At 67.3% G+C, this 19,763-nt stretch carries 18 protein-coding genes; 10 read left to right on the top strand and 8 right to left on the bottom strand.

Annotation, left to right across the window (positions count from 1 at the left end; genetic code table 11):
* The first annotated feature begins 37 nt into the window (after positions 1-37).
* From B0T44_RS20260 to B0T44_RS20245, 4 genes are all read left to right on the top strand, one after another.
* Positions 38-796, top strand: coding sequence for a CoA-transferase subunit beta (locus B0T44_RS20260; protein WP_077115613.1), 759 nt, complete (start codon positions 38-40; stop codon positions 794-796).
* A 55-nt stretch (positions 797-851) separates the two neighbouring features.
* Positions 852-2,060 (top strand): NAD(P)H-dependent flavin oxidoreductase, encoded by a 1,209-nt coding sequence (locus B0T44_RS20255; RefSeq protein ID WP_081512398.1) that lies wholly within the window; start codon positions 852-854, stop codon positions 2,058-2,060.
* A 608-nt stretch (positions 2,061-2,668) separates the two neighbouring features.
* Positions 2,669-3,028 carry a hypothetical protein gene (locus B0T44_RS20250; RefSeq protein WP_077115612.1) on the top strand — a complete coding sequence of 120 codons (360 nt, stop codon included), beginning with the start codon at positions 2,669-2,671 and terminating at the stop codon, positions 3,026-3,028.
* Positions 3,029-3,063: 35 nt separating this feature from the next.
* Positions 3,064-3,501, top strand: coding sequence for a hypothetical protein (locus B0T44_RS20245; protein WP_254854161.1), 438 nt, complete (start codon positions 3,064-3,066; stop codon positions 3,499-3,501).
* A gap of 448 nt (positions 3,502-3,949) precedes the next feature.
* On the opposite strand, the gene B0T44_RS20240 is transcribed toward B0T44_RS20245, so the two are convergent.
* The 3 genes from B0T44_RS20240 to B0T44_RS20230 all read right to left on the bottom strand — a co-directional run bounded on the left by B0T44_RS20240 (position 3,950) and on the right by B0T44_RS20230 (position 5,430).
* Positions 3,950-4,183, bottom strand: coding sequence for an NIPSNAP domain-containing protein (locus tag B0T44_RS20240; protein WP_254854160.1), 234 nt, complete (start codon positions 4,181-4,183; stop codon positions 3,950-3,952).
* 132 nt (positions 4,184-4,315) lie between these two features.
* Positions 4,316-4,693, bottom strand: a complete 378-nt coding sequence (locus B0T44_RS20235; protein ID WP_077115611.1) for a DUF4267 domain-containing protein — start codon at positions 4,691-4,693, stop codon at positions 4,316-4,318.
* A 95-nt stretch (positions 4,694-4,788) separates the two neighbouring features.
* Positions 4,789-5,430 carry a hemerythrin domain-containing protein gene (locus B0T44_RS20230; protein WP_077115610.1) on the bottom strand — a complete coding sequence of 214 codons (642 nt, stop codon included), beginning with the start codon at positions 5,428-5,430 and terminating at the stop codon, positions 4,789-4,791.
* Between the two features lie 115 nt (positions 5,431-5,545).
* Here B0T44_RS20230 and B0T44_RS20225 point away from each other — a divergent pair, with 115 nt between their 5' ends.
* On the top strand, positions 5,546-8,821 hold the full coding sequence (locus tag B0T44_RS20225; protein ID WP_077115609.1) for an ATP-binding protein: 3,276 nt from the start codon (positions 5,546-5,548) through the stop codon (positions 8,819-8,821).
* A 124-nt stretch (positions 8,822-8,945) separates the two neighbouring features.
* Positions 8,946-9,863, top strand: coding sequence for a zinc-binding dehydrogenase (locus B0T44_RS20220; RefSeq protein ID WP_077115608.1), 918 nt, complete (start codon positions 8,946-8,948; stop codon positions 9,861-9,863).
* An 80-nt stretch (positions 9,864-9,943) separates the two neighbouring features.
* Here B0T44_RS20220 and B0T44_RS20215 read toward each other — a convergent pair whose 3' ends face one another.
* The 5 genes from B0T44_RS20215 to B0T44_RS20195 form a co-directional block, all read right to left on the bottom strand.
* A complete protein-coding gene (locus B0T44_RS20215) occupies positions 9,944-11,095 on the bottom strand; it encodes an acetyl-CoA C-acetyltransferase (RefSeq protein WP_077115713.1) in 1,152 nt (383 codons plus the stop codon).
* 49 nt (positions 11,096-11,144) lie between these two features.
* Complete coding sequence (locus B0T44_RS20210; RefSeq protein ID WP_077115607.1) at positions 11,145-11,756, bottom strand: TetR/AcrR family transcriptional regulator; 612 nt, start codon at positions 11,754-11,756, stop codon at positions 11,145-11,147.
* A 54-nt stretch (positions 11,757-11,810) separates the two neighbouring features.
* Positions 11,811-12,539, bottom strand: coding sequence for a hypothetical protein (locus tag B0T44_RS20205; RefSeq protein ID WP_077115606.1), 729 nt, complete (start codon positions 12,537-12,539; stop codon positions 11,811-11,813).
* A 96-nt stretch (positions 12,540-12,635) separates the two neighbouring features.
* Positions 12,636-13,436, bottom strand: a complete 801-nt coding sequence (locus B0T44_RS20200) for an SDR family oxidoreductase (RefSeq protein WP_077115712.1) — start codon at positions 13,434-13,436, stop codon at positions 12,636-12,638.
* A gap of 68 nt (positions 13,437-13,504) precedes the next feature.
* Positions 13,505-14,686, bottom strand: a complete 1,182-nt coding sequence (locus B0T44_RS20195) for an acyl-CoA dehydrogenase family protein (RefSeq protein ID WP_077115711.1) — start codon at positions 14,684-14,686, stop codon at positions 13,505-13,507.
* Between the two features lie 139 nt (positions 14,687-14,825).
* Here B0T44_RS20195 and B0T44_RS20190 point away from each other — a divergent pair, with 139 nt between their 5' ends.
* The 4 genes from B0T44_RS20190 to B0T44_RS20175 are packed head-to-tail and all read left to right on the top strand — an operon-like array spanning position 14,826 to position 19,482.
* A complete protein-coding gene (locus B0T44_RS20190; RefSeq protein ID WP_303047259.1) occupies positions 14,826-16,385 on the top strand; it encodes a FadD3 family acyl-CoA ligase in 1,560 nt (519 codons plus the stop codon).
* Positions 16,385-17,314, top strand: a complete 930-nt coding sequence (locus B0T44_RS20185; protein ID WP_077115605.1) for an enoyl-CoA hydratase — start codon at positions 16,385-16,387, stop codon at positions 17,312-17,314. Before B0T44_RS20190 ends, B0T44_RS20185 begins: the two co-directional genes overlap by 1 nt.
* Complete coding sequence (locus B0T44_RS20180; RefSeq protein ID WP_077115604.1) at positions 17,315-18,454, top strand: acyl-CoA dehydrogenase family protein; 1,140 nt, start codon at positions 17,315-17,317, stop codon at positions 18,452-18,454.
* Positions 18,451-19,482, top strand: a complete 1,032-nt coding sequence (locus B0T44_RS20175) for an acyl-CoA dehydrogenase family protein (protein WP_077115603.1) — start codon at positions 18,451-18,453, stop codon at positions 19,480-19,482. Before B0T44_RS20180 ends, B0T44_RS20175 begins: the two co-directional genes overlap by 4 nt.
* Positions 19,483-19,763: the final 281 nt, after the last annotated feature.

Below are 19,763 nucleotides of genomic sequence, written 5' to 3'. Positions count from 1 at the left end.
TGGTGCCGCTCGGTGTATCGGATCACAAGGAGGGCCAATGACCAGCACGGAGACGATTACGCGGGCCGAGGTGTGCGCGGTCGCGTGTGCCGAGATCTTCAGCGGTGCGGGCGAAATCGTGGCCTCGCCGATGACGCCCATGGCGCAGCTGGGCGCCCGGCTGGCGCGACTGACCACCGAACCGGACCTGCTGCTGTCCGACGGTGAAGCGCTGCTGCTCGCCGAAACCCCACCCCTGGGCGGTAAGTCGCCGATCGAGGGCTGGATTCCGTTCCGGAAGGTGTTCGATGTAGTGGCTTCGGGCCGTCGCCATGTGGTGATGGGCGCGAACCAGATCGACAGGTACGGCAACCAGAACCTGTCTGCGTTCGGTCCGTTGCATCAGCCGACGCGGCAGATGTTCGGGGTGCGCGGCGCGCCCGGCAACACCATCAACCATCCGACCAGCTATTGGGTGGCCAAACACAGCAAGCGGGTGTTCTGCGACAAGGTCGATATCGTCTCCGGCGTCGGCTACGACAAAGTCGACCCGGACAACCCGGCCTTCCGGTTCCTCGATATCCACCGCGTGGTGACCAACCTCGGCGTCTTCGATTTCGGCGGCCCCGGCCACACCATGCGCGCCCGCAGCCTGCACCCCGGTGTCACGGCCGACGAGGTCGCCGACAACACCTCGTTCGAGATCGCCGGACTCGCCGAAGCGGGCGAAACCCGCCTGCCGACCGAGGAAGAACTGCGTTTGATCCGCGAAGTGCTGGACCCCAAGCAGGTCCGCAACAAGGAAGTGCCCGCGTGAGTGGCTTGCGAACTGGGCCGGGCACACACCGGAACCGAGAAGGGATGGCGCACGAATGAGCGCACAACGCCCAGAGCAATACCGCGCCGCCGTTGACGCCGACCAGCAGAACACGAATGACCCCCGCGAGACCGCTTCCGCGACGACCGACGCATCTGATGCGCGTCCGGGGCAGGCGCGGTTGCGCACCCCCTTGACCGAACTGGTCGGCATCGAGCATCCGGTCGTGCAGACCGGTATGGGCTGGGTCGCCGGTCCCAGCCTGGTTTCGGCTACCTCCGAAGCGGGCGGTTTGGGCATCCTCGCCTCGGCGACCATGACATTCGACGAGCTCGAGGCTGCGATCGCGAAAACCAAGGCGCAGACGAACAAACCGTTCGGCGTGAACATCCGCGCCGACGCCTCCGACGCCGGCGAACGCATCGATCTGCTCATCCGGGAGAAAGTCGCCGTCGCATCGTTCGCGCTCGCGCCGAAAAAAGACCTGATCGCGAAGCTGAAAGACCACGGTGTCGTGGTGATCCCGTCGATCGGCGCGGCCAAACACGCGGTGAAGGTCGCCTCCTGGGGCGCGGACGCGGTGATCGTGCAGGGCGGTGAAGGCGGCGGCCACACCGGCCCCGTCGCCACCACCCTGCTGCTGCCCTCGGTGCTCGACGCCGTCGACATCCCCGTGGTCGCCGCGGGCGGTTTCTTCGACGGCCGCGGCCTCGCCGCCGCCCTCGCCTACGGCGCAGCCGGTATCGCGATGGGCACCCGCTTCCTGCTCACCCAGGAAAGCAGCGTCCCCGAAGCGGTCAAACAGGAATACCTGCGCCGCCACCTCCAGGACACCGTCGTCTCCACCAAGGTCGACGGTATGCCGCACCGAGTCCTCAACACCGAACTCGTGCAACGCCTGGAACATTCGGGCCGAGTACGCGGCCTCACCGCCGCCGTCGGCAACGCTATGCGCTTCAAGAGCATGACCGGCATGAAATGGTCCACCATGATCCGCGACGGACTCGCCATGCGCAAAACCAAAGACCTCACCTGGTCCCAGGTCATCATGGCCGCCAACACCCCCATGCTGCTACGCGCCGGCCTCGTCGAAGGCAACACCCAAGCAGGCGTCCTCGCCGCAGGCCAGGTCACCGGCATCCTCGACGACCTCCCCACCTGCAAAGACCTCATCGACCGCATCGTCGAGGACGCAATAGCGCGAATCGACACAATCGCCGCGCTACCCCAGCGGACCGGACCGTCTTCCGGCACCGCTGACTGACCGGACACCCCTTCGGTACCCAAAGGCCGCCTCCGGTTCCAGGAATCGGAGGCGGCCTTTTTGCTTCGCCAGTCCGACCGAAGGACCTCCCTCAGCTGTCATCTACAGGCTCCACTGCCATGCCTGTGGGTCCCGGATAAGCGTCTCGGCACCACCTCAGCGTTCGGTAAATAGGCGGTTTCCGTAGTCCACGGAAACCAGGTATTACCTGAACATGAGCGTTGTGAATGTCGACTCGGGCGGACCGGAGCGGGCGCCGGTGAGCCCGACGAGGTCTCCATCACCGTCTCTATCCTCGCCACCGATTGCATGGAAAGCCTTCGCACACAGGGCTTTCTCCAGCGTTGGCACTACTGCCTGACCAAACATCCCCCAGGACATGAAGGCCGCTCGATCAGGTAACCGCGGCGGCCTTTGCTCTCCGGCTCAGGCCGGCCAAGCGATGGTGCTCTGCCAGGACTCGCCCTATCGCCACTGGGTTATGCAGTCACGTCAGGCTCGAGCGTGACCCGGGCGGCGGTCAACGAACAAGGCTGCCTTCCCAACCCCGCTCCGGGTCGGTATCGTAGGTTTTCTTGGGGAACTTAATTAATCACTAGGAACAAATCATGCGCAGTTATAGCGAGTTGCGGTCAGCGGTCGAGGACGCCAGCGTGTACACAACGACGATGGAGACCTTGAAGGGAATCCAGGCGGCGGGTCGACTGGGCATCCACGTCCGCTCGGCCATCAGTCGAGCCCTGGCTTCGCACGGAATCGGTCACCTTCCCCCAGATCTGCCACCCAATCAGGACGATGAGGTCCGCCTCTACCTGCTGGGCACTCCCATTGCCGATGTGGTGAGCGCTGTCCTGAGCCCCAGTGAACGTGGGGACGCGACGTTGCGTTCCGTGGCCTCGTCGGATGCCCAAGAAAAGCTCGTCCAGATCCGCGATATCGTCTGCGGATCCTCGGCAGATGGGATCTGACATGATCGCCCCTGGCAATCACTATGGGGCGAGCCATGCACGCCTACATTGACGAGTCGAAGCGGGGTGATTACATCCTTTGCGCAGTGACGATCCTGCCCACTGACGTCGACCCGCTACGAAAGCAGATGAGGGACCTCTGCCCCAAGGGAAGCAGCCGGATCCACATGAAGTCTGCAGGGAAGGCTGCGGCGAAGATCGTGACCGAGGTCTCGAAGTTGGATGTGGAAAGCCGCCTGTATATCGTCAAGTCGCGGAAGCTCTCCGAGCGTGCAGCTCGGAACCTCACGCTGGGCGCTGCGGCACGCGACCTGGCTATCTCACCCGTTAGGCGTGTGGTGATCGAATCGTGCAACCAAGACCGTGAAGACAGGCTGGTCATTCGGGATACTCTGGGTCCCTGTGCCCCGTTCGACTACCTCCACGATCGACCAACCGAGCCGTTGCTCTGGCTTCCGGACGTTCACGCGTGAGCATGGGGCCGCGGAGGAACCATACGTAGCAAGATTGCTCACCGTATCGAGGCCATCATGCTATGAAATACGCGAAGACCCCTCCGATAGGAGGGGCCTTCTACGTATGATGGGCGCGCAAGGCTGGAAACCACCAGTGGAGCTGCCCACGAGGGGTACTTACGCTCCGGAGACCTCCTACACGAACCACTTCCCTCGACTACTTGTCTCGGGCACTTTGAACAGTACCACTCGAGTACGAGGAATAGGCCAAACCCTGTGGATCGTAGGTTGCCAGGAGACCTCGAAGGGCAACCAAGGACCGACCCGTAGGGCACCGCCGAATCCTGGTCTGCCAACGAGCCCAGCAGACACGTGCCCGTGCGCTGCCGACCGGTCTGCTGCTCCAGGGCGGCGTGAGACCGGCGGTGACGGAGTCCTGATCGCGGCGTGGCGCACGGCGGTGCGCCTACAGCAGTGGTGATCCGGGAGCTGGGGTGAGGTGGGTGGCGGTCACCTCGATGATGGTGGTCATGTCGAAACCCTCCATATCGGAGCGTAGTTCTGGGCTGGCCAGATACTGCTCGGTGATGTCGGCTGGGTCGGCGCCCGCAGGGAACGACAGCAGTGCATACAGTCTCGGCGCATCGGAGTTGTCGGTCCACAGACCGTGTAGGCCGATGCCGAATTTTGGGAAGTTCATCAGATGCCGGGGATAGTGGATATTCCGATACCGTTCCAGCGCATCTGCCGTCGATAGTGTGTATCTCCTGAGCTGATAGATCCTCATGATCTGGTTCTGTTCCTGTTCGCGAATAGTGGTGTGACCAGGGGTTCAGGCGGTCAGCAGTAGCGTTGCGGCCGTCAGTACCACGGCTGCGGTGGCGGCGTGTACGCCGTAGGCAGCCGACTTGGGGCCCTTGCTGCGGAGCACGATCGCCGCGTCCCCGATCGGGATGAGAGTGAGGGCGAGCATGAGCCCGCCGAGCAGCGCGGGTGTGCCGACGGCGAGCAGGATGAAAATGCACACCCCGCAGTTCATGTCACGGACCCCCTTGACGCGCAGCCAGGCGCGGAAGGCAGGGTCCTGGATGGGGGTGTTCGGGATACCGAAGCCGACCGCACCCTGCGGCGCCCAGAAGAAACTCGTGCCCATGAAGACGATTGCGATGGCGATGACAGCGGCAAGGGAGCTGCCGATGATTGACTGCATAATGAATTCCTTTGTTCGATAGGTGTTTCAGCGGATACTGCGCCGGGGTGATGGGCGTGACGATCTCGTCGTCGACCTCGTGCGGGTGGGCAGGGTCAGGCCGCGCGGACGCGGCGGATGTGGCGGGTGTAGCGGGGGCGACCGATGACGTGCCAGATGACGCGTACCGGTGCGGGGAGGGCGCCGAGGAGGGTGGCGCGTTCCACCTGGTTGGCCTCCTCCAGGACGAGGCCGAGGAGCGTGAGCAGGGTGAACTTGGGTGTGTTGGCCACCATGTGTTCGCCCGGGGAAGCCCATTCTTTTTCGGTGATGTACTCGGCCGCGAGAGGGAGCAGAGTGTCCTCTTCGTCGTCGAGGTGTTCGAGCAGAACCGCCCGGTGATCGACGAGAATCGCTACGAGGGTGTCGCGTTCGTCGGCTCCGGCCGTGGTCTCCCACGCAGGGACCGCGGCGTCCAGCCTGGCCAACGTGGCTTCGACGCGCTCATGTTGGGCCTGCATGCGCAGGATGACGTCCGTCCCCGGATCGGCCCGGGAGAGCAGCGGTGGCCACAGCAGCTCGTCCTCGCCCTCGTGGTGGTTCTTCAGCCCCAGCCGGTAGTCGCGGAAGTGGTCGGCGATCACCTTGGCGCGCGCCGTGTCACCTGGGGTGACCGCTGCGACGAGCTCGATCAGCAGCCGGGACTCGCGGCGGAAGGCGCGGTGGACGATTTTCATGTCCTGGGTATTGACGCTCATTGTTCCTGCCCTTCAACGGTTTCGGTTGGCTAGAGACTGCTCCCGAGGGTTTGGAAGGGACTGGGAACCGACTTGGAACGTTCGGACGCAGCCACGCGCGTACGATTGCCACGTCATGGTCTTCATCCGGGTATTGGGCTCGTTCGCGGCCGAGGCAGGCGGCGAAGCCCTTCCCCTCGGTGGACCGCGGCAGCGCGGCGTGCTGGCTCTGCTGGTGGCCGCGCGCGGACAGGTTGTGCCGGTCGACCGGATGGTCGAGGACCTGTGGCGCGGCGAACCGCCGTCGCGTGCCCTGGCGTCGTTGCAGGCGTACGTATCCAACCTGCGCCGCCTGCTGGAACCTGGCCGCCCGCCACGGGCGCCGGCTCGCATGCTGGTGAGCGCGTCGCCCGGCTACGCATTGCGGCTGCCGCGGGGAGCGGTGGACGCATGGCGTTTCGAGGAGCTGCTCGACGAGGCCCGCACGCTCGCCGATCCGCGTGACGCTCGCGGCCGGCTGGCCGAGGCGCTGGCGCTGTGGCGGGGGCCCGCGTTCGCCGAGGTCGCCGATGAGCCGTGGGTCGTCGCCGAGACCGCCCGGCTCGACGAGCTACGCCTGGTCGCCCGCGAACTGCACATCGCGGCGGGGCTGCGGCTCGGCCACCCCGCGACGGTGGTGCCCGATACGGAGAGCCTTACCCGCGACCATCCCCTGCGCGAGGAAGGCTGGCGCCTGCACGCCCTCGCGCTGTGGAGCAGCGGCCGTCAGGCCGACTCCCTGGCCGCGCTCCGCCACGCCCGCGCCACCTTCGCCGACGAACTGGGCTTGGACCCCGGACCGGACCTGATGGCTCTGGAAGAGGCGATCCTCACCCAACGCACGGACGTCCTCCGCGCGGCCGTCCCCCCGCCCCCAGCGGACATACCCCGAGCCGAGGCAACCGCGCCGCCACCTCCAACCGAAAAGCCTGGCACGACAACGTTCGTGGGCCGGGAGAGTGAGCTGGCGGCGATGGTGGCAGCTGCCGAGGAGGCCGTTCGTGATGGGGTGCGCGTCGCGCTCGTCACCGGGGAGGCGGGGCTCGGCAAATCGATGCTGCTCGAGCAGCTCGGTGCGCGGCTCGGACAGCAGGGGTGGCTTGTGGCCGCCGGGCGCTGTCCCGATGTGGACAGCGCGCCACCCGCATGGGCATGGGTCGAGGTCCTGCGGACGGTCGCCGAGAGCGTTCCGCCGGGGGAGTTCGCCGACGACCTGTCACCGCTGCTCTCGGACTCCGTGACGGTGAACGGTGACGCGGCGGCCGGACGTTTCCGGCTGCGGCAAGCCGTGTGGTCCTGGCTCGCGGCGACCGCCGCCGACCGTCCGGTCGCCGTCGTTCTGGACGACCTGCACGGGGCGGACGCCGCCACGCTGGAACTGCTCGGCGGCGGCGTCGACACGCGGGCCCCGATCCTGATCGTCGCGGCGTACCGCGCGGAAGAGAGCGAGCGCCTCACCGCAACACTCGCGGCACTCGCCCGCACCGCGCCCCTCCGACTTGACCTGCCCGGACTCGACCGTGACGCCGTCGCGGAGCTCGTACGCGCCGAGTGCGAGGCCGACGACTCGACCGTGACCGGGATCGCCGAGCGGACCGGCGGCAATCCGTTCTATGTGCGGGAGACCGCGCGGCTGCTCAACGGCGAGGGTGCGTTGATCGCGCTCTCCGAGGTCCCCGAAGGCGTACGGGACGTGCTGCGGCGCCGGTTCGCAAGGCTGCCAGAGAGCGGAGTGTCCGTCCTGCGGCTGGCGGCGGTGGCGGGCAGGGAAAGCTTGGTGGAGGTGCTCATGCGGGCCGCTGACACCGACGAGGACGGCGTGCTGGACGCGCTGGACGCGGGCGTCATTGCCGGATTGCTCGACGAGCCGGGGCCCGGGCGTGTTCGGTTCGTTCACACGCTGGTCAGGGACACGTTGATGACCGATGTCAGCCGGGTGCGGATCACCAGGATGCACGCGCGAATCGCCGCGGCCCTGGAGGGCTCCGGCGACGTCGCGGCACTCGCCCACCACTATGCGCGAGCGGGATCGCCGAAGGCCGTCGGCTACTGCGTGCGGGCCGCCGAGCTGGCCGAGGCGCGCTATGCCCACGACGTGGCGGCCGCGCTGCTCACCGACGCCGTCACCAACTCCAGCGACCCGGACGAGCGCGTCGGCCTGCTCGGCAGGCTGCTGCGCGCGCAGGTCAGAGCCGGGGCATTCGCCGCGGCCAGGCACACGCGCGAGCAGGCCGTGGAGTACGCCGAGTCGATCAGGCGCGAGGACCTGATGATCGCCGCGTTCACCGCCTGGACCGAACCCACCCCCTGGCAGGCCCGCACCTACGGCACGGTCGACCACCCCATCGTCGACCGCCTCAACCGTCTGCTCGAGCGGACCGATCTCGCCCCCGACGTGCGGTCCCACCTCCTCATCGCGTATGCCCATGAGCTGATGGGCGAGGACGATCCGACGGTCATGGCGGCCGCGCGGGAAGCGCTCGACCTCACCACCTCGCCCCACTTCCGGGCCGCGGCGCTGCTGGTCCTCGCACGCGAGTCCGGGCGGGAGGAGTACTCCCGTGAGCTGGTGGAGATCGGCGTCGAACACGACCTGCCCGTCTACCGCATGACAGGGCTGCTCAACCAGGCCGCGAACGCCGCCACGGCCAACGACCCGGCGACCATGCGCCGCGTGACCGGGGAGGCGCTCGATCTCGCCCGCGCCTACCGGATGCCGGAAGCGATCGGCGCCGCCGAGATCGCGCTGGCGACGCTGGTGCTCATCGAGGGACGGTTCGCCGCCGCCGAGCGCCTCTACGTCGAGGCCACCGAACGCATGGAACGCGCCGGATCGGTGCACGCCGCCGGCTTCCTCCGCCTCGCGCTGGCAGCGATCTGGATCAACGACGGCACGCTCGGCGACCACGTGGACGACGTGCGCGCTTTCCACCAGGCGCTCGGCCCGATGGTCACCGACCTGCTCACGCTCGCCCTCCACGCCGCAGGCCGCGGCGACGAGGCACACCGGGCCCGCACCCCACCGAGCCCGATCCGGCCCGACTTCTTCTTCACCTTCCTGACCAGCCTGCGAGCGATGGCGGCCGTCGCCTCGAACGACCGCGACGCTGCCGAGCAGATCTACGCGAACCTGCTTCCGCACCGTGATGGTCCCCCGGCGGGCGCGGAGAGCGTGTCGCTGGCCCTGCGCCCGGTCGCCCACACGCTCGGCGAACTCGCCCTGTTCCTCGGCCGCGGCGACGAGGCCGCCGCCCACTTCGCCCGGGCCGCCGTCATCGCCGACCAGTGGAACGCCCCCCATTGGTCCGCCGACGCCCGGACACACGCCGATCGCGCTGTGGGCGTCCATGTTTCGCCCCCGCGGCAACGCTGAAACAAGTTCGGCGTCGGGTGCCTCAGCTCGCCGCTTCCAGCGTTCCGGTTCGGCTCCAAGTACCTTCCAAAACGCCGGGAGCAGTCTCTAGCCCATCAGAACCGAACTGATGGAGGAGCGAAACATGAGCACACCCACCTTCCGGGCCGCCGTCGTCCGCACACCGAGCGGACCCGACTCGATCGAGATCATCGATATCCCCCTCGCCGAGCCAGGCCCCGGCGAGGTCCGTGTCGCGGTCGCGGCCGCGCCGGTCAACCCCACCGACCTCGGAGTCGTTGGCGGCTTCTTCCATGAGCTCGGCATGATCAACCAGCCTGAGCGCACCGGCCTGGGCTGGGACTTCGCCGGTACCGTGCTCGCCGCCGGTCCGGGCGTGGACCTGACTGTCGGCACTCGGGTGGCCGGTGTCGTCCTCGGTTTCGACCGCGACTTCGGTACCTATGCCGAACAGCTCGTCGTGCCCGCCGCCGACGTCGCCGTAGTGCCCGACGAGCTCGATCTGGTCGCGGCATCGACAGTGCCGCTCAGCGGCTTGGGTGCGGCACAGATCGTCGATCTGCTCGGCGACGCGCCCGCCGACGGCAACCGTCTGCTGGTGACCGGTGCAGCGGGTGCGATCGGGGCCAACGTGGCCACTCTCGCACCCGACCGCGGCTGGCAGGTGACCGGTCTGGCCCGAGCCGCGGACGAGCAGTTCGTCCGCGGTCTCGGCGCCGACTTCGCCATGGAGGCCGAACCGGGCTGGGACGCGGTCGTCGACACCACATCGCAGCAGGTGTGGGGCTTGACTCCGGTTCGCGACGGCGGAGCCTTCGTCAGCGTCCGGCCCAATATAGTGCCCGCGGCCGAGCGAGGGATCACGGTGAACGTCCTGGTGACGCAGTCGGATGGTCCTCGATTGGGGCAGCTGCTCGCCCACGCCGCGTCCGGCCGGTTGCCGACTCGAGTTCATGCTGTCATGCCGTTGACCCAGGCAGCTGACGCCCACCGGGCCGTGGCCAAAGGCGGGACGCGCGGTCGCTACGTGCTAGAGCCCTGACCGACTCGGCCACTGTGCCCCGTCCGACTACATAGGCGAAGGCCCCTCCGATACAGAGGGGCCTTCTGCACCATTCGGTATCAGCTGAGGCGTTCGATGATGGTGGCGTTGGCGGTGCCGCCGCCCTCGCAGATGGTGAGCAGGCCGTAGCGGCCGTTGATGCGTTCGAGTTCGTTGAGCAGGGTGGCGAACAGTTTCGCGCCGGTGGCGCCGAGGGGGTGGCCGAGAGCGATGGCGCCGCCGTTGACGTTGACGCGGTCGGGGTCGGCGCCGGTTTCCTTCAACCAGGCCAGGACCACGGAGGCGAAGGCTTCGTTGATTTCGATGACGTCGATATCGTCGATGGTCAGTCCGGCCTTGTCCAGCGCCCACTTGGTGGCGGGGATGGGGGCGGTGAGCATGTAGATGGGGTCGGCGCCGCGGGCGCTGACGTGGATGATGCGAGCGCGTGGTTTCAGACCGTATTCCTGGACAGCCCAGTCGGAGGCGAGCAGGGTGGCGCTGGCGCCGTCGGAGATCTGGGAAGCGACGGCGGCGGTCAGCGGGCTGCCTTCGGCGAGCGGTTTGAGCCCGGCCATCTTCTCCAGGGTGGTTTCGCGCGGGCCCTGGTCGATCCAGAAATCGCCGACCGGGACGATCTCGTTGTCGAAGCGGCCTTCTTTGATCGCGTTGCGGGCGCGTTCGTGGCTGCGCAGCGCCCAGCGCTCCATGTCCTCGCGGCTGATGCCCCACTTTTCGGCGATCAGTTGCGCGCCCTTGAACTGGGAGACCTCGCCGGTTCCGTAGCGGTGATCCCAGCCTTGCGCCCCGACGAACGGGGAATCGAAACCGTATTCCTTACCTGCGAGCATGGCCGCGGAGATCGGGATGGCGCTCATGTTCTGCACACCGCCTGCCACGATCACTTCGGCGGTGCCGCTCATGATGGCTTGGGCGCCGAAGTTGATCGCCTGCTGGCTGGAACCGCACTGCCGGTCCACGGTGACGCCGGGAACTTCCTCCGGGTAACCGGCTGTCAGCCAGGCGGTGCGGCCGATATTGCCCGCCTGCGGACCGATGTTGTCGACACAGCCGACGATGACGTCGTCCACCTGCGCCGGGTCGATCGGCTGCCGGTCGAGCAGGCCGCGCAGTGCGGCCGCACCGAGGTCTGCCGGATGTACGTCCGCGAGCGCGCCGCCGCGCTTGCCGACCGGGGTGCGCACGGCGTCGACGACATATGCCTCGCGCAGCGGGGCGTAAGGGCGACGGGACGCAGCGGATGAAGCCATGAAAGTTCTCCTACGTGGTGTGGCCGGGCACGGTCAGCCCATCGAGCACGATGGTGAGGTATTGCTTGGCGAGGGTGTCCACGGTGATCTGGCCGCCTCCTGGCTGATACCACCGCACCGCCACCCAGACAGTGTCGCGCAGGAACCGGTACGCCATGTCGATATCGAGCTCCGGGCGGAAGCTGCCGTCGCGGATACCGTTGGTCAGTACCTGCCGCAAGAGCTCGCGGAATTCCTGGTTGTAGTCGTCGATGTAGGCGAACCGTTCGGAGCCGCGTAGCCGTTTGGATTCGGCCTGGTAGATCGCGACCGCCGCATGCGAACGGTCGAACGCCTCGTAGGAGGCGCGGACCACTTCTTCCAAAGTGGCGCGGGAGCTCGAGCCGGCTGCGGCGATCTCGCGGTATCTGGCGAACAGTTCGTCCAGGAAGCTGCGCAGGATTTCGTCGACCATCGACTCCTTGGAGTCGAAATGATGGTAGAGACTTCCGGACAGGATTCCGGCCGCATCGGCGATATCGCGCACGGTGGTGGCGCGCAGTCCCCGCTCGGCGAACAGTTCGGCTGCCAAGGCGAGCAGTTCGTTACGCCGTGCTGATTTCGAGGGATCTGGTGCGGGCACCCGGCCATGATACAACCAAGCATTTGCTTGGTTCAATGGTGGACCGAGAACGGCTCATCGCCGCGAATAACGCAAGGGTGACGCGGTGGACAGATCCGCCAGCAATCTCTCGCAGATAAGCACCGGAGAAACACCGGCCCGCATCATCCGGGTAACCAGGGCGAGGCGGCGTTCGCAGGAATCCCATTCGACGGTCAACGGGTCACGACCCGGACCCGCGTCCACCGTCGCCAGCACCCGGGGCGGACCTGATGGGCGCGGTACCTCGGTCAACCCGAGGACCATCCCGCGCTGCCAGGCCCGGAAGGTGTCCATATCCGCACCGCTGACGAGTTTGTCCGCGGCGGCGCACAGACCCTTGGCGATCTGATCGGCGAAGGTGAGCCGGTCGAACCGGTATTCGCGGCAGCGCCGCACCAGATCGAGCAGATCGGAGCGCACCTCGAAGAGCAGTTCGAGTTGGCGGGTGCGGCGTTCGTCGGCTTCCGCGGCCGCATGGTCGCGGCTGTGGCCGATGCGGCGCATCCGTTCCCGGTCGTGCTGCAGGTCGGCGCGCAACGCGCCGCGCGGATCGCGGGCGATATCGCTTTCCTCGACCGCATGCCTGCCGAGTATGCGCACGGCCTGCGCCGCGATCGCTTGTTCACTGGAAATTCCGAGCAGTTCCGCGCCGAACGCCAGCGCCGCCAGCACCATGCTGTCCTGCCGCCGCCGGGACAATACGACCTCGCGAACCAGCTCCAACTCGAATTGTTCGTCGTCTTGCCGGTGCTCCAGCCCCATCGGCCATCACCCCTTAGGGGAGTGGGACCCCGCCTACTCTCAGGATGGCACACCGGCGCCGACGTAAACCCGGCTTTTCTACCGAGGTTGCTCAGCTCAGGCGCGCTGGCTGCTGATCGACACAACCTCGCCGGTCAAATAGGTGGTGTAGTCGCTGGCCAGCATGGCGATGGTGGCCGCAACCTCCCACGGTTCGGCGGCCCGGCCGAACGCTTCCCCCTCGGACAACCGGTCGAGCAGTTCGGTGGAACTCACCTTGTCCAAGAAGGCGTGCCTGGCAATGCTGGGCGCGACCGCGTTGATGCGCACCCCCAGTTCCGCGGCCTCGACGGCGCTGCACCGGGTCAACGCCATCACACCTGCCTTGGCGGCGGCGTAGTGGGCTTGGCCGTACTGGGCGCGCCAGCCGAGCACGCTGGCGTTGTTGACGATAACGCCGCCGTGCTGCGCCTCGCGGAAATAGTTGAGCGCGGCGCGGGTACAGCGGAAGGTGCCGTTGAGGGTGACGTCGAGGACGCGGTTCCACTGTTCGTCGGTCATATCGACGACCGGGGTCTCGCCGCCGAGGCCGGCATTGTTGACGAAAATGTCGACCTTGCCCAGCGCGGCCGCCGCGCCGCGAACCAGTTCGTCCACCTGTTCGGTGCTGCATACGTCACAGGCGATGGCCGCGACTTTGCGATCGGGGAATTCGCTGGTCAGCTCGGCGCGGGTTTCCTCGAGACGTCGTTCGTGCCAGTCCGAGACAACCACCTCGGCGCCTTCGGCAAGCAGCCTACGCGCGGTCGCGGAGCCGATTCCGGTACCTGCCGCAGCTGTGACGACGGCGGTGCGCCCCGTCAGCAGGCCATGGCCGGGAATCTGCGCGGGCGCCACCGACAGCGGCCCGGCGCTCACGGCCGTGTCTTCGCGGCCTTCGCGGGGCACTCCGTGGTTACGCAAGCTGCCTCCTCCGTGCCCGGCGCTCACGGCCGAGCCTCACGCGGCAAGCCGAGCACACGCTCGGAGATGATGTTGCGCTGCACTTCGTTCGAACCTCCGTAGATGGTGTCGGCGCGGGTGAACAGATACAGCCGCTGCCATTCGTCGAGGTCGCCGTCTTCGGCGACGAGTCCGGTCGCCCCGCGCACCGCCATGGCGAGATCGCCGAGGTCGCGATGCCAGTTCGCCCACAGCAGTTTCGCCACCGAGGCCTGGCCGCCGTCGTCGGCGCCGGTGCCTTCCATGGTGCGGATGGCGTGGGCGCGCAGCACGCGCAACCCGATCCAGGCCTCGTCGATGCGGTCGGCGAGCAGCGGGTCGTCGATGGCTCCCGTGCGGCGGGCGAGTTCTTCCACTCCGGCCAGTTCGCGGGCGAACCGGATCTGCTGGCCGAGAGTGGAGATACCGCGTTCGAAGGTGAGCGTGCCCATCGCGATCCGCCAGCCGTCGCCGGGGTCGCCGACGACGAGGCCCGCTTCGGTGCGGGCGTCGTCGAAGAACACCTCGTTGAATTCGGCGGTGCCGGTGAGCTGCACGATCGGGCGCACCTCGATACCGGGCTGGCGCATAGGCACCAGCAGATAGGACAGGCCCTTATGTCTGCTCGAGCCACGTTCGGTGCGGGCGACGACGAAGCACCAGTCGGCGACATGGGCGAGGGAGGTCCAGATCTTCTGGCCGTTGATCGACCATTCATCGCCGTCGCGGCGGGCGGAGGTGGTGATGGCGGCCAGGTCGGAGCCGGCGCCGGGCTCGGAATAGCCCTGGCACCAGAGTTCGGTGACGTTGCGGATACCGGGCAGGAACCGTTCCTTCTGTTCCTGGGTGCCGAAGGCCAGCACGGTGGGCCCGAGCAGTTCTTCGCCCACATGCGAAACCCGCGCCGGCGCGTTCGCCTTGGCGTATTCCTCATGGAAGATGATCTGCTGACGCACACTCGCCGCTCGCCCACCGTATTCGACCGGCCAGCCGAGGCAGGTCCATCCCGCGGCCGCCAGATGCCGATCCCAGGCCAAGCGCTCGTCGAACGCCTCGTGTTCGCGCCCCGGGCCACCGAGCCCGCGCAGGTCCCGGAATTCACCGTTCAGATTCTCGGCCAGCCATTCGCGCACCTGCGCGGCGAACTCCGCCTCGCTCAGTGCCGCGACGCTGCCTGCGCTGGATATGGCCGAAAGCCGCCCGGCGTCCGGGCCGGTGTCGGATTCTGAGGTCTGGATAGCAGCCACGTCGGTAGGATAACCTACCAAGCACTTGCTTTGTAAGCCTGCGGATCGACCCGTGACCGCACGACGGCGAGGACACACCGTGACACCCCCAGCGCAGACCACCCCGATGGCATTGCACGATGCCGCGCACACCTTCGGCGACGCACCCGCACTCGCCGACGGTCCGATCCGGCTGAGCTGGCTCCAGCTGCTGGAAACCGTGCAGGACGTGGCAAGGGCACTTATCGCGCGCGGCGTGCAGGCAGGTGACCGGGTGGCCATCTGGTCGCCCAATACCCATCACTGGGTGGTCGCCGCACTGGCCACGCACTATTGCGGCGCCGCGCTGGTTCCGCTCAACACCCGCTACGTCGCCGATGAGGTCGCCGACGTGCTGCGCCGCGTCGACGCCAAAGCCCTGTTCATCGCGGGTCCGTTCCTGCGCCGCGACCGCCTCGCCGAACTCCGCGAAGCCGCACCGGGCCTGGACATCGCCACCATCGTGGTCGTCCCGGTGGAATCCGAGACCAGCGCGGCCGCCACCGGCGACCCGGTATTCGACTGGTCGGAGCTGCCCGGCCTCGCCGAAGCGGTCACCCACGAACAGGCCAGGCAGCGAGCCGAAGCCGTCTCCGGCGACGACATCTGCGACATCCTGTTCACCTCCGGCACCACCGGCCGCAGCAAAGGTGTCCTGATCGCGCACCGGCAGTCGCTGTCGGTGGTGCGGGCCTGGATCGACTGCGCGACGCTGACCAGCAGCGACCGCTATCTGATCGTCAACCCGTTCTTCCACACCTTCGGCTACAAGGCAGGCATCCTCGCCTGTCTGATCGCCGGTGCGACGATCGTGCCGCAGGCGGTGTTCGATGTGCCGGAGACGATGCGGCTGGTGCAGGAGGAACGGATCACCGTCCTGCCCGGCCCACCCACCATCTATCAGACGATCCTCGACTTCCCCGACCGCTCCGGGTTCGATCTGAGCAGCCTGCGGGTGGCGGTCACCGGCGCCGCGACGGTGCCGGTGGTGCTGATCGAGCGGATGCGTTCGGAACTGGATTTCGATGTGGTCGTCACCGCATACGGTCTGTCGGAGGCGTCCGGTTTCGGCACCATGTGCCGGCCCGACGACGACGCGGAAACCATCGCGGGCACCTGCGGCCGCCCCATAGCCGGTTTCGAACTGCGGATCAGCGATGAGGGCGAGGTGCTGTTGCGCGGCCCGAACGTGATGCTCGGCTACCTGGACGACCCGCAGAGCACCGCCGAAACCGTCGACGCCGACGGCTGGCTGCACACCGGCGATATGGGCAGCGTCGACGAGCGCGGGTATCTGAAGATCACCGACCGGCTCAAGGACATGTACATCAGCGGCGGATTCAACGTCTATCCCGCCGAGGTCGAACAGGCACTGGCCCGGCTGGACGGGGTCGCCGAATCCGCGGTGATCGGGGTACCCGATACCAGGATGGGCGAAGTCGGCAAGGCGTATGTGGTGCCCAAGGCAGGCGCGAAGCTCACCGAGGACCAGGTACTGGCCTACGCCACCAGTGTGCTGGCCAATTTCAAAGTGCCGCGCTTCATCGAGTTCCGCGACCAGCTGCCCTACAGCGCCGCAGGGAAGGTGCTCAAACGTCGACTACGTGAGGAGAATGCGTAATGCCGGACAGCCGGGACAATCCAGCCGACCCGAATGCGACAGCAGAGGCCGGGGTGCCCTATGAACCAGACGTGGTGACCTATGAGCGCCGCGGCGCGATCGCGGTCGTCACCATGAACCGCCCCGACTACCGCAATGCGCAGAACTCGGTGATGACCTACGCACTCGACGCCGCCTTCGAGCGTGCGGTCGAGGACCCCGAGGTCAAGGTGATCGTGCTGGCGGGCAACGGGAAACATTTCAGTGCTGGCCACGACCTGGGCACCCCCGGACGCGACCATCACGTGCGGTATCAGAACAAAGCCACCCTGTGGTGGGATCATGTGGACCGGGTCGGCGGCGATCAGCGGTTCGCGCGCGAGACCGAGGTGTATCTGGGGATGTGCCGCCGCTGGCGGGAGATTCCGAAACCCACTATCGCGATGGTTCAGGGCGCATGTATCGCGGGCGGTCTGATGCTGGCGTGGGTCTGCGATCTGATCGTTGCCTCCGAGGACGCCTTCTTCTCCGACCCGGTGGTGCGGATGGGAATTCCGGGTGTCGAATATTTCGCGCATCCGTGGATGATCGGGCCGCGCGCGGCCAAGGAGTTCCTGTTCACCGGCGACCGATTCGACGCCGCCCAGGCCAAGGAATGGGGCATGGTCAACCGGGTCGTGCCGCGGGAACAGCTCGCCGACGAGACGATGGCGCTCGCCGAAAAGATCGCCGATATGCCACAGTTCGGGCTCGCGCTCACCAAGAAGGCGGTCAACCAGGCCGAAGACCTGATGGGCATGCGTTCGGGTATGGACTCGGTCTTCGGCCTGCACCATTTCGCGCATGCGCACAACGCCGAGGTCGGCGCGGACTCCCTGGGTGGGATGAACGCGAAAACCATGAAAGCTCAGGCCGGTTCGGCGGAGCCCGGAAAGAACGGGACAAAATAGATGGATCTGGACCTGGACGACAAAACCCGGGAATTCCAGCGGGAGGTGCGCGAATTCCTCGCCGCCAACAAACCTGCGCAACCCCTGCCGTCGATGGACACCGCGGAAGGGTTCGCTGCGCACCGGGAATGGGAGCGCACACTCGCCGAAGCGCGGCTGTCGGTGGTGTCGTGGCCTGCGGAGTTCGGCGGGCGGGACGCGTCGCTGCTGGAATGGGTGCTGTTCGAGCAGGAGTACTACGCGGCAGGGGCGCCCGGCCGGGTCAGCCAGAACGGGATCTTCCTGCTCGCGCCGACCCTGTTCGAACACGGCACACCCGAACAGCTGGCGCGGATCATGCCGCGGATGGCTCGCGCCGACGATATCTGGGCACAAGCATGGTCGGAACCGGAAGCGGGCAGCGATCTCGCCGGTATCCGCTCCACCGCCAAACGCACCGACGGCGGCTGGCTGCTGAGCGGCCAGAAGACGTGGAGTTCGCGGGCGGCCTTCGCGGATTGGGCGTTCGGACTGTTCCGCAGCGACCCGGAAGCCGAACGGCACCGTGGGCTCACGTACGTGATGTTCCCGCTCACCGCCGAAGGCGTCACCGTGCGGCCGATCCCGCAGCTCGACGGGGAACCCGGTTTCGCCGAGATCTTCCTCGACGAAGTGTTCGTTCCCGACCACGATGTGATCGGCGAACCCAATGCGGGCTGGAAGGTGGCGATGAGCACCTCCAGCAACGAACGCGGGCTCTCGCTGCGCAGCCCCGGCCGGTTCAGCGCGACCGCCGACCGGCTGATCGACCTGTGGGCGTCGGGCGAAGACACCGGCCCCGCCGCACGTAACGCCGTGGTGGACGCGTGGATCGGCAGCGAGGCCTACCGGCTGCACACCTTCGGCACGGTCACCCGCCTGGCCGAAGGCGGAAAACTGGGCGCGGAATCCTCGATCACCAAGGTGTTCTGGTCCGAACTCGATATCGCCATGCACGAAACCGCGCTCGGGCTGCTCGGTGACACCGCCGAGCAGGAAAGCAATTGGACCGACGGCTACCTGTTCTCGCTGTCCGGCCCGATCTATGCAGGCACCAACGAAATTCAACGCAATATCATCGCCGAGCGGCTACTCGGCCTACCGAGAGGGGGCGGCCGATGAGGTTCGCGCTCAGCCCGGAGCACGTCGACTTCGGCGCCAGTATCCGCAAACTCCTCGACTCCGGACGCACACCCGCCGCGATACGCGCGTGGGGTGCCGGTGATCCCGCCGCCGGGCGCAAGCTCATCGAAGGCCTGGCCGGTGCGGGCGTGCTCGGTTTGAATATCGCCGAGGAATACGACGGGCTCGGCGCGGAACCGCTCGACCTGGTTGTCGCCTTCGTCGAACTCGGACGGGCGGCGGCCCCCGGCCCGCTGGTGGAATCGGCGGCCGCCATCCCGGCGCTGCTCCAAGCGCTGCCCGACAGCGAACCAGCCGGGCGCTGGCTGCCCGGTATCGCCGAAGGCGCGGCGCTGGGCACCATCGCGGTAGCGCGACCGGGGCACCGTGCGGTAGCGCTCGACGCCGATATCGCCGGCTTGGTACTGGTCACTGACGGCACCCGGCTCAGCACCGGCAAGACCGGCGAACTGGTTCGCTCGGTCGATCCGGCCCGCCGGCTGTTCACCATCGAAACCGACGAGCTGATTGCGGAAGGACCGCAGGTCGGTGCGGCCGTCGCCGCCGCGTTCGACTTCGCCGCGCTGGCCAATGCCGCACAACTGCTCGGCGCCGGACGCGCACTGCTCGACTCGTCGACCGAATACGTCAAGCAGCGCAAGCAGTTCGGTCGTCCGATCGGCGAATTCCAGGCGGTGAAACAGCAACTCGCCGATGTGTTCATCGCCCTCGACTTGGCCGAACCGCTATTGCACCGCGCCGCCTTGACCACCGCGACCGCCAACCGCAGCCGCGACATCTCCGCCGCTGCCGTCGCCGCCATCGACGCCGCCCACCTCGCCGCCCGAACGGCACTCCAGGTACACGGCGCCATCGGCTACACCGCCGAATACGACTTGTCGCTGTGGTTGACCAGGGTCACCGCCCTGCGCACCGCGTGGGGCACCACCGATCTGCACCGCGCCCGCATCGCGGAAGCCTTGCGTGCGACGGCCGGACAGGAAACACCGGTCGGGGCACTCCAGTGAGCGCGATCGCTACGGGGGCACGCCGGCACACAGCGTGGCGGCAACGCGCGGGATCGTACCCACGGGTCATCTCGCATCGACGCGCAGCGCAGCCCCGCGCGGTGGCAACGCCGGCGATCGCGGTACCTCGGGCAATACAGAGCACCGGCAAAACACCGGGAACGGGCCTGTCCGTGCGGCGGGCGGTGCGGGCTCGACTGACCCGTGTCGGCTGTAACGCCCGCGATTGTGCGTCGAAGAGGACCGGGCGCCAGGCGGCGAGTATGGCTGGCAGCACCTCG

Origin of the sequence: Nocardia donostiensis (assembly GCF_002081715.1) — a bacterium.
In the GTDB taxonomy this organism is placed as follows: Bacteria; Actinomycetota; Actinomycetes; order Mycobacteriales; family Mycobacteriaceae; genus Nocardia; species Nocardia donostiensis.
Note: the sequence above shows the minus strand (reverse complement) of the source record. Positions and strands in the feature narration are given on the sequence as shown.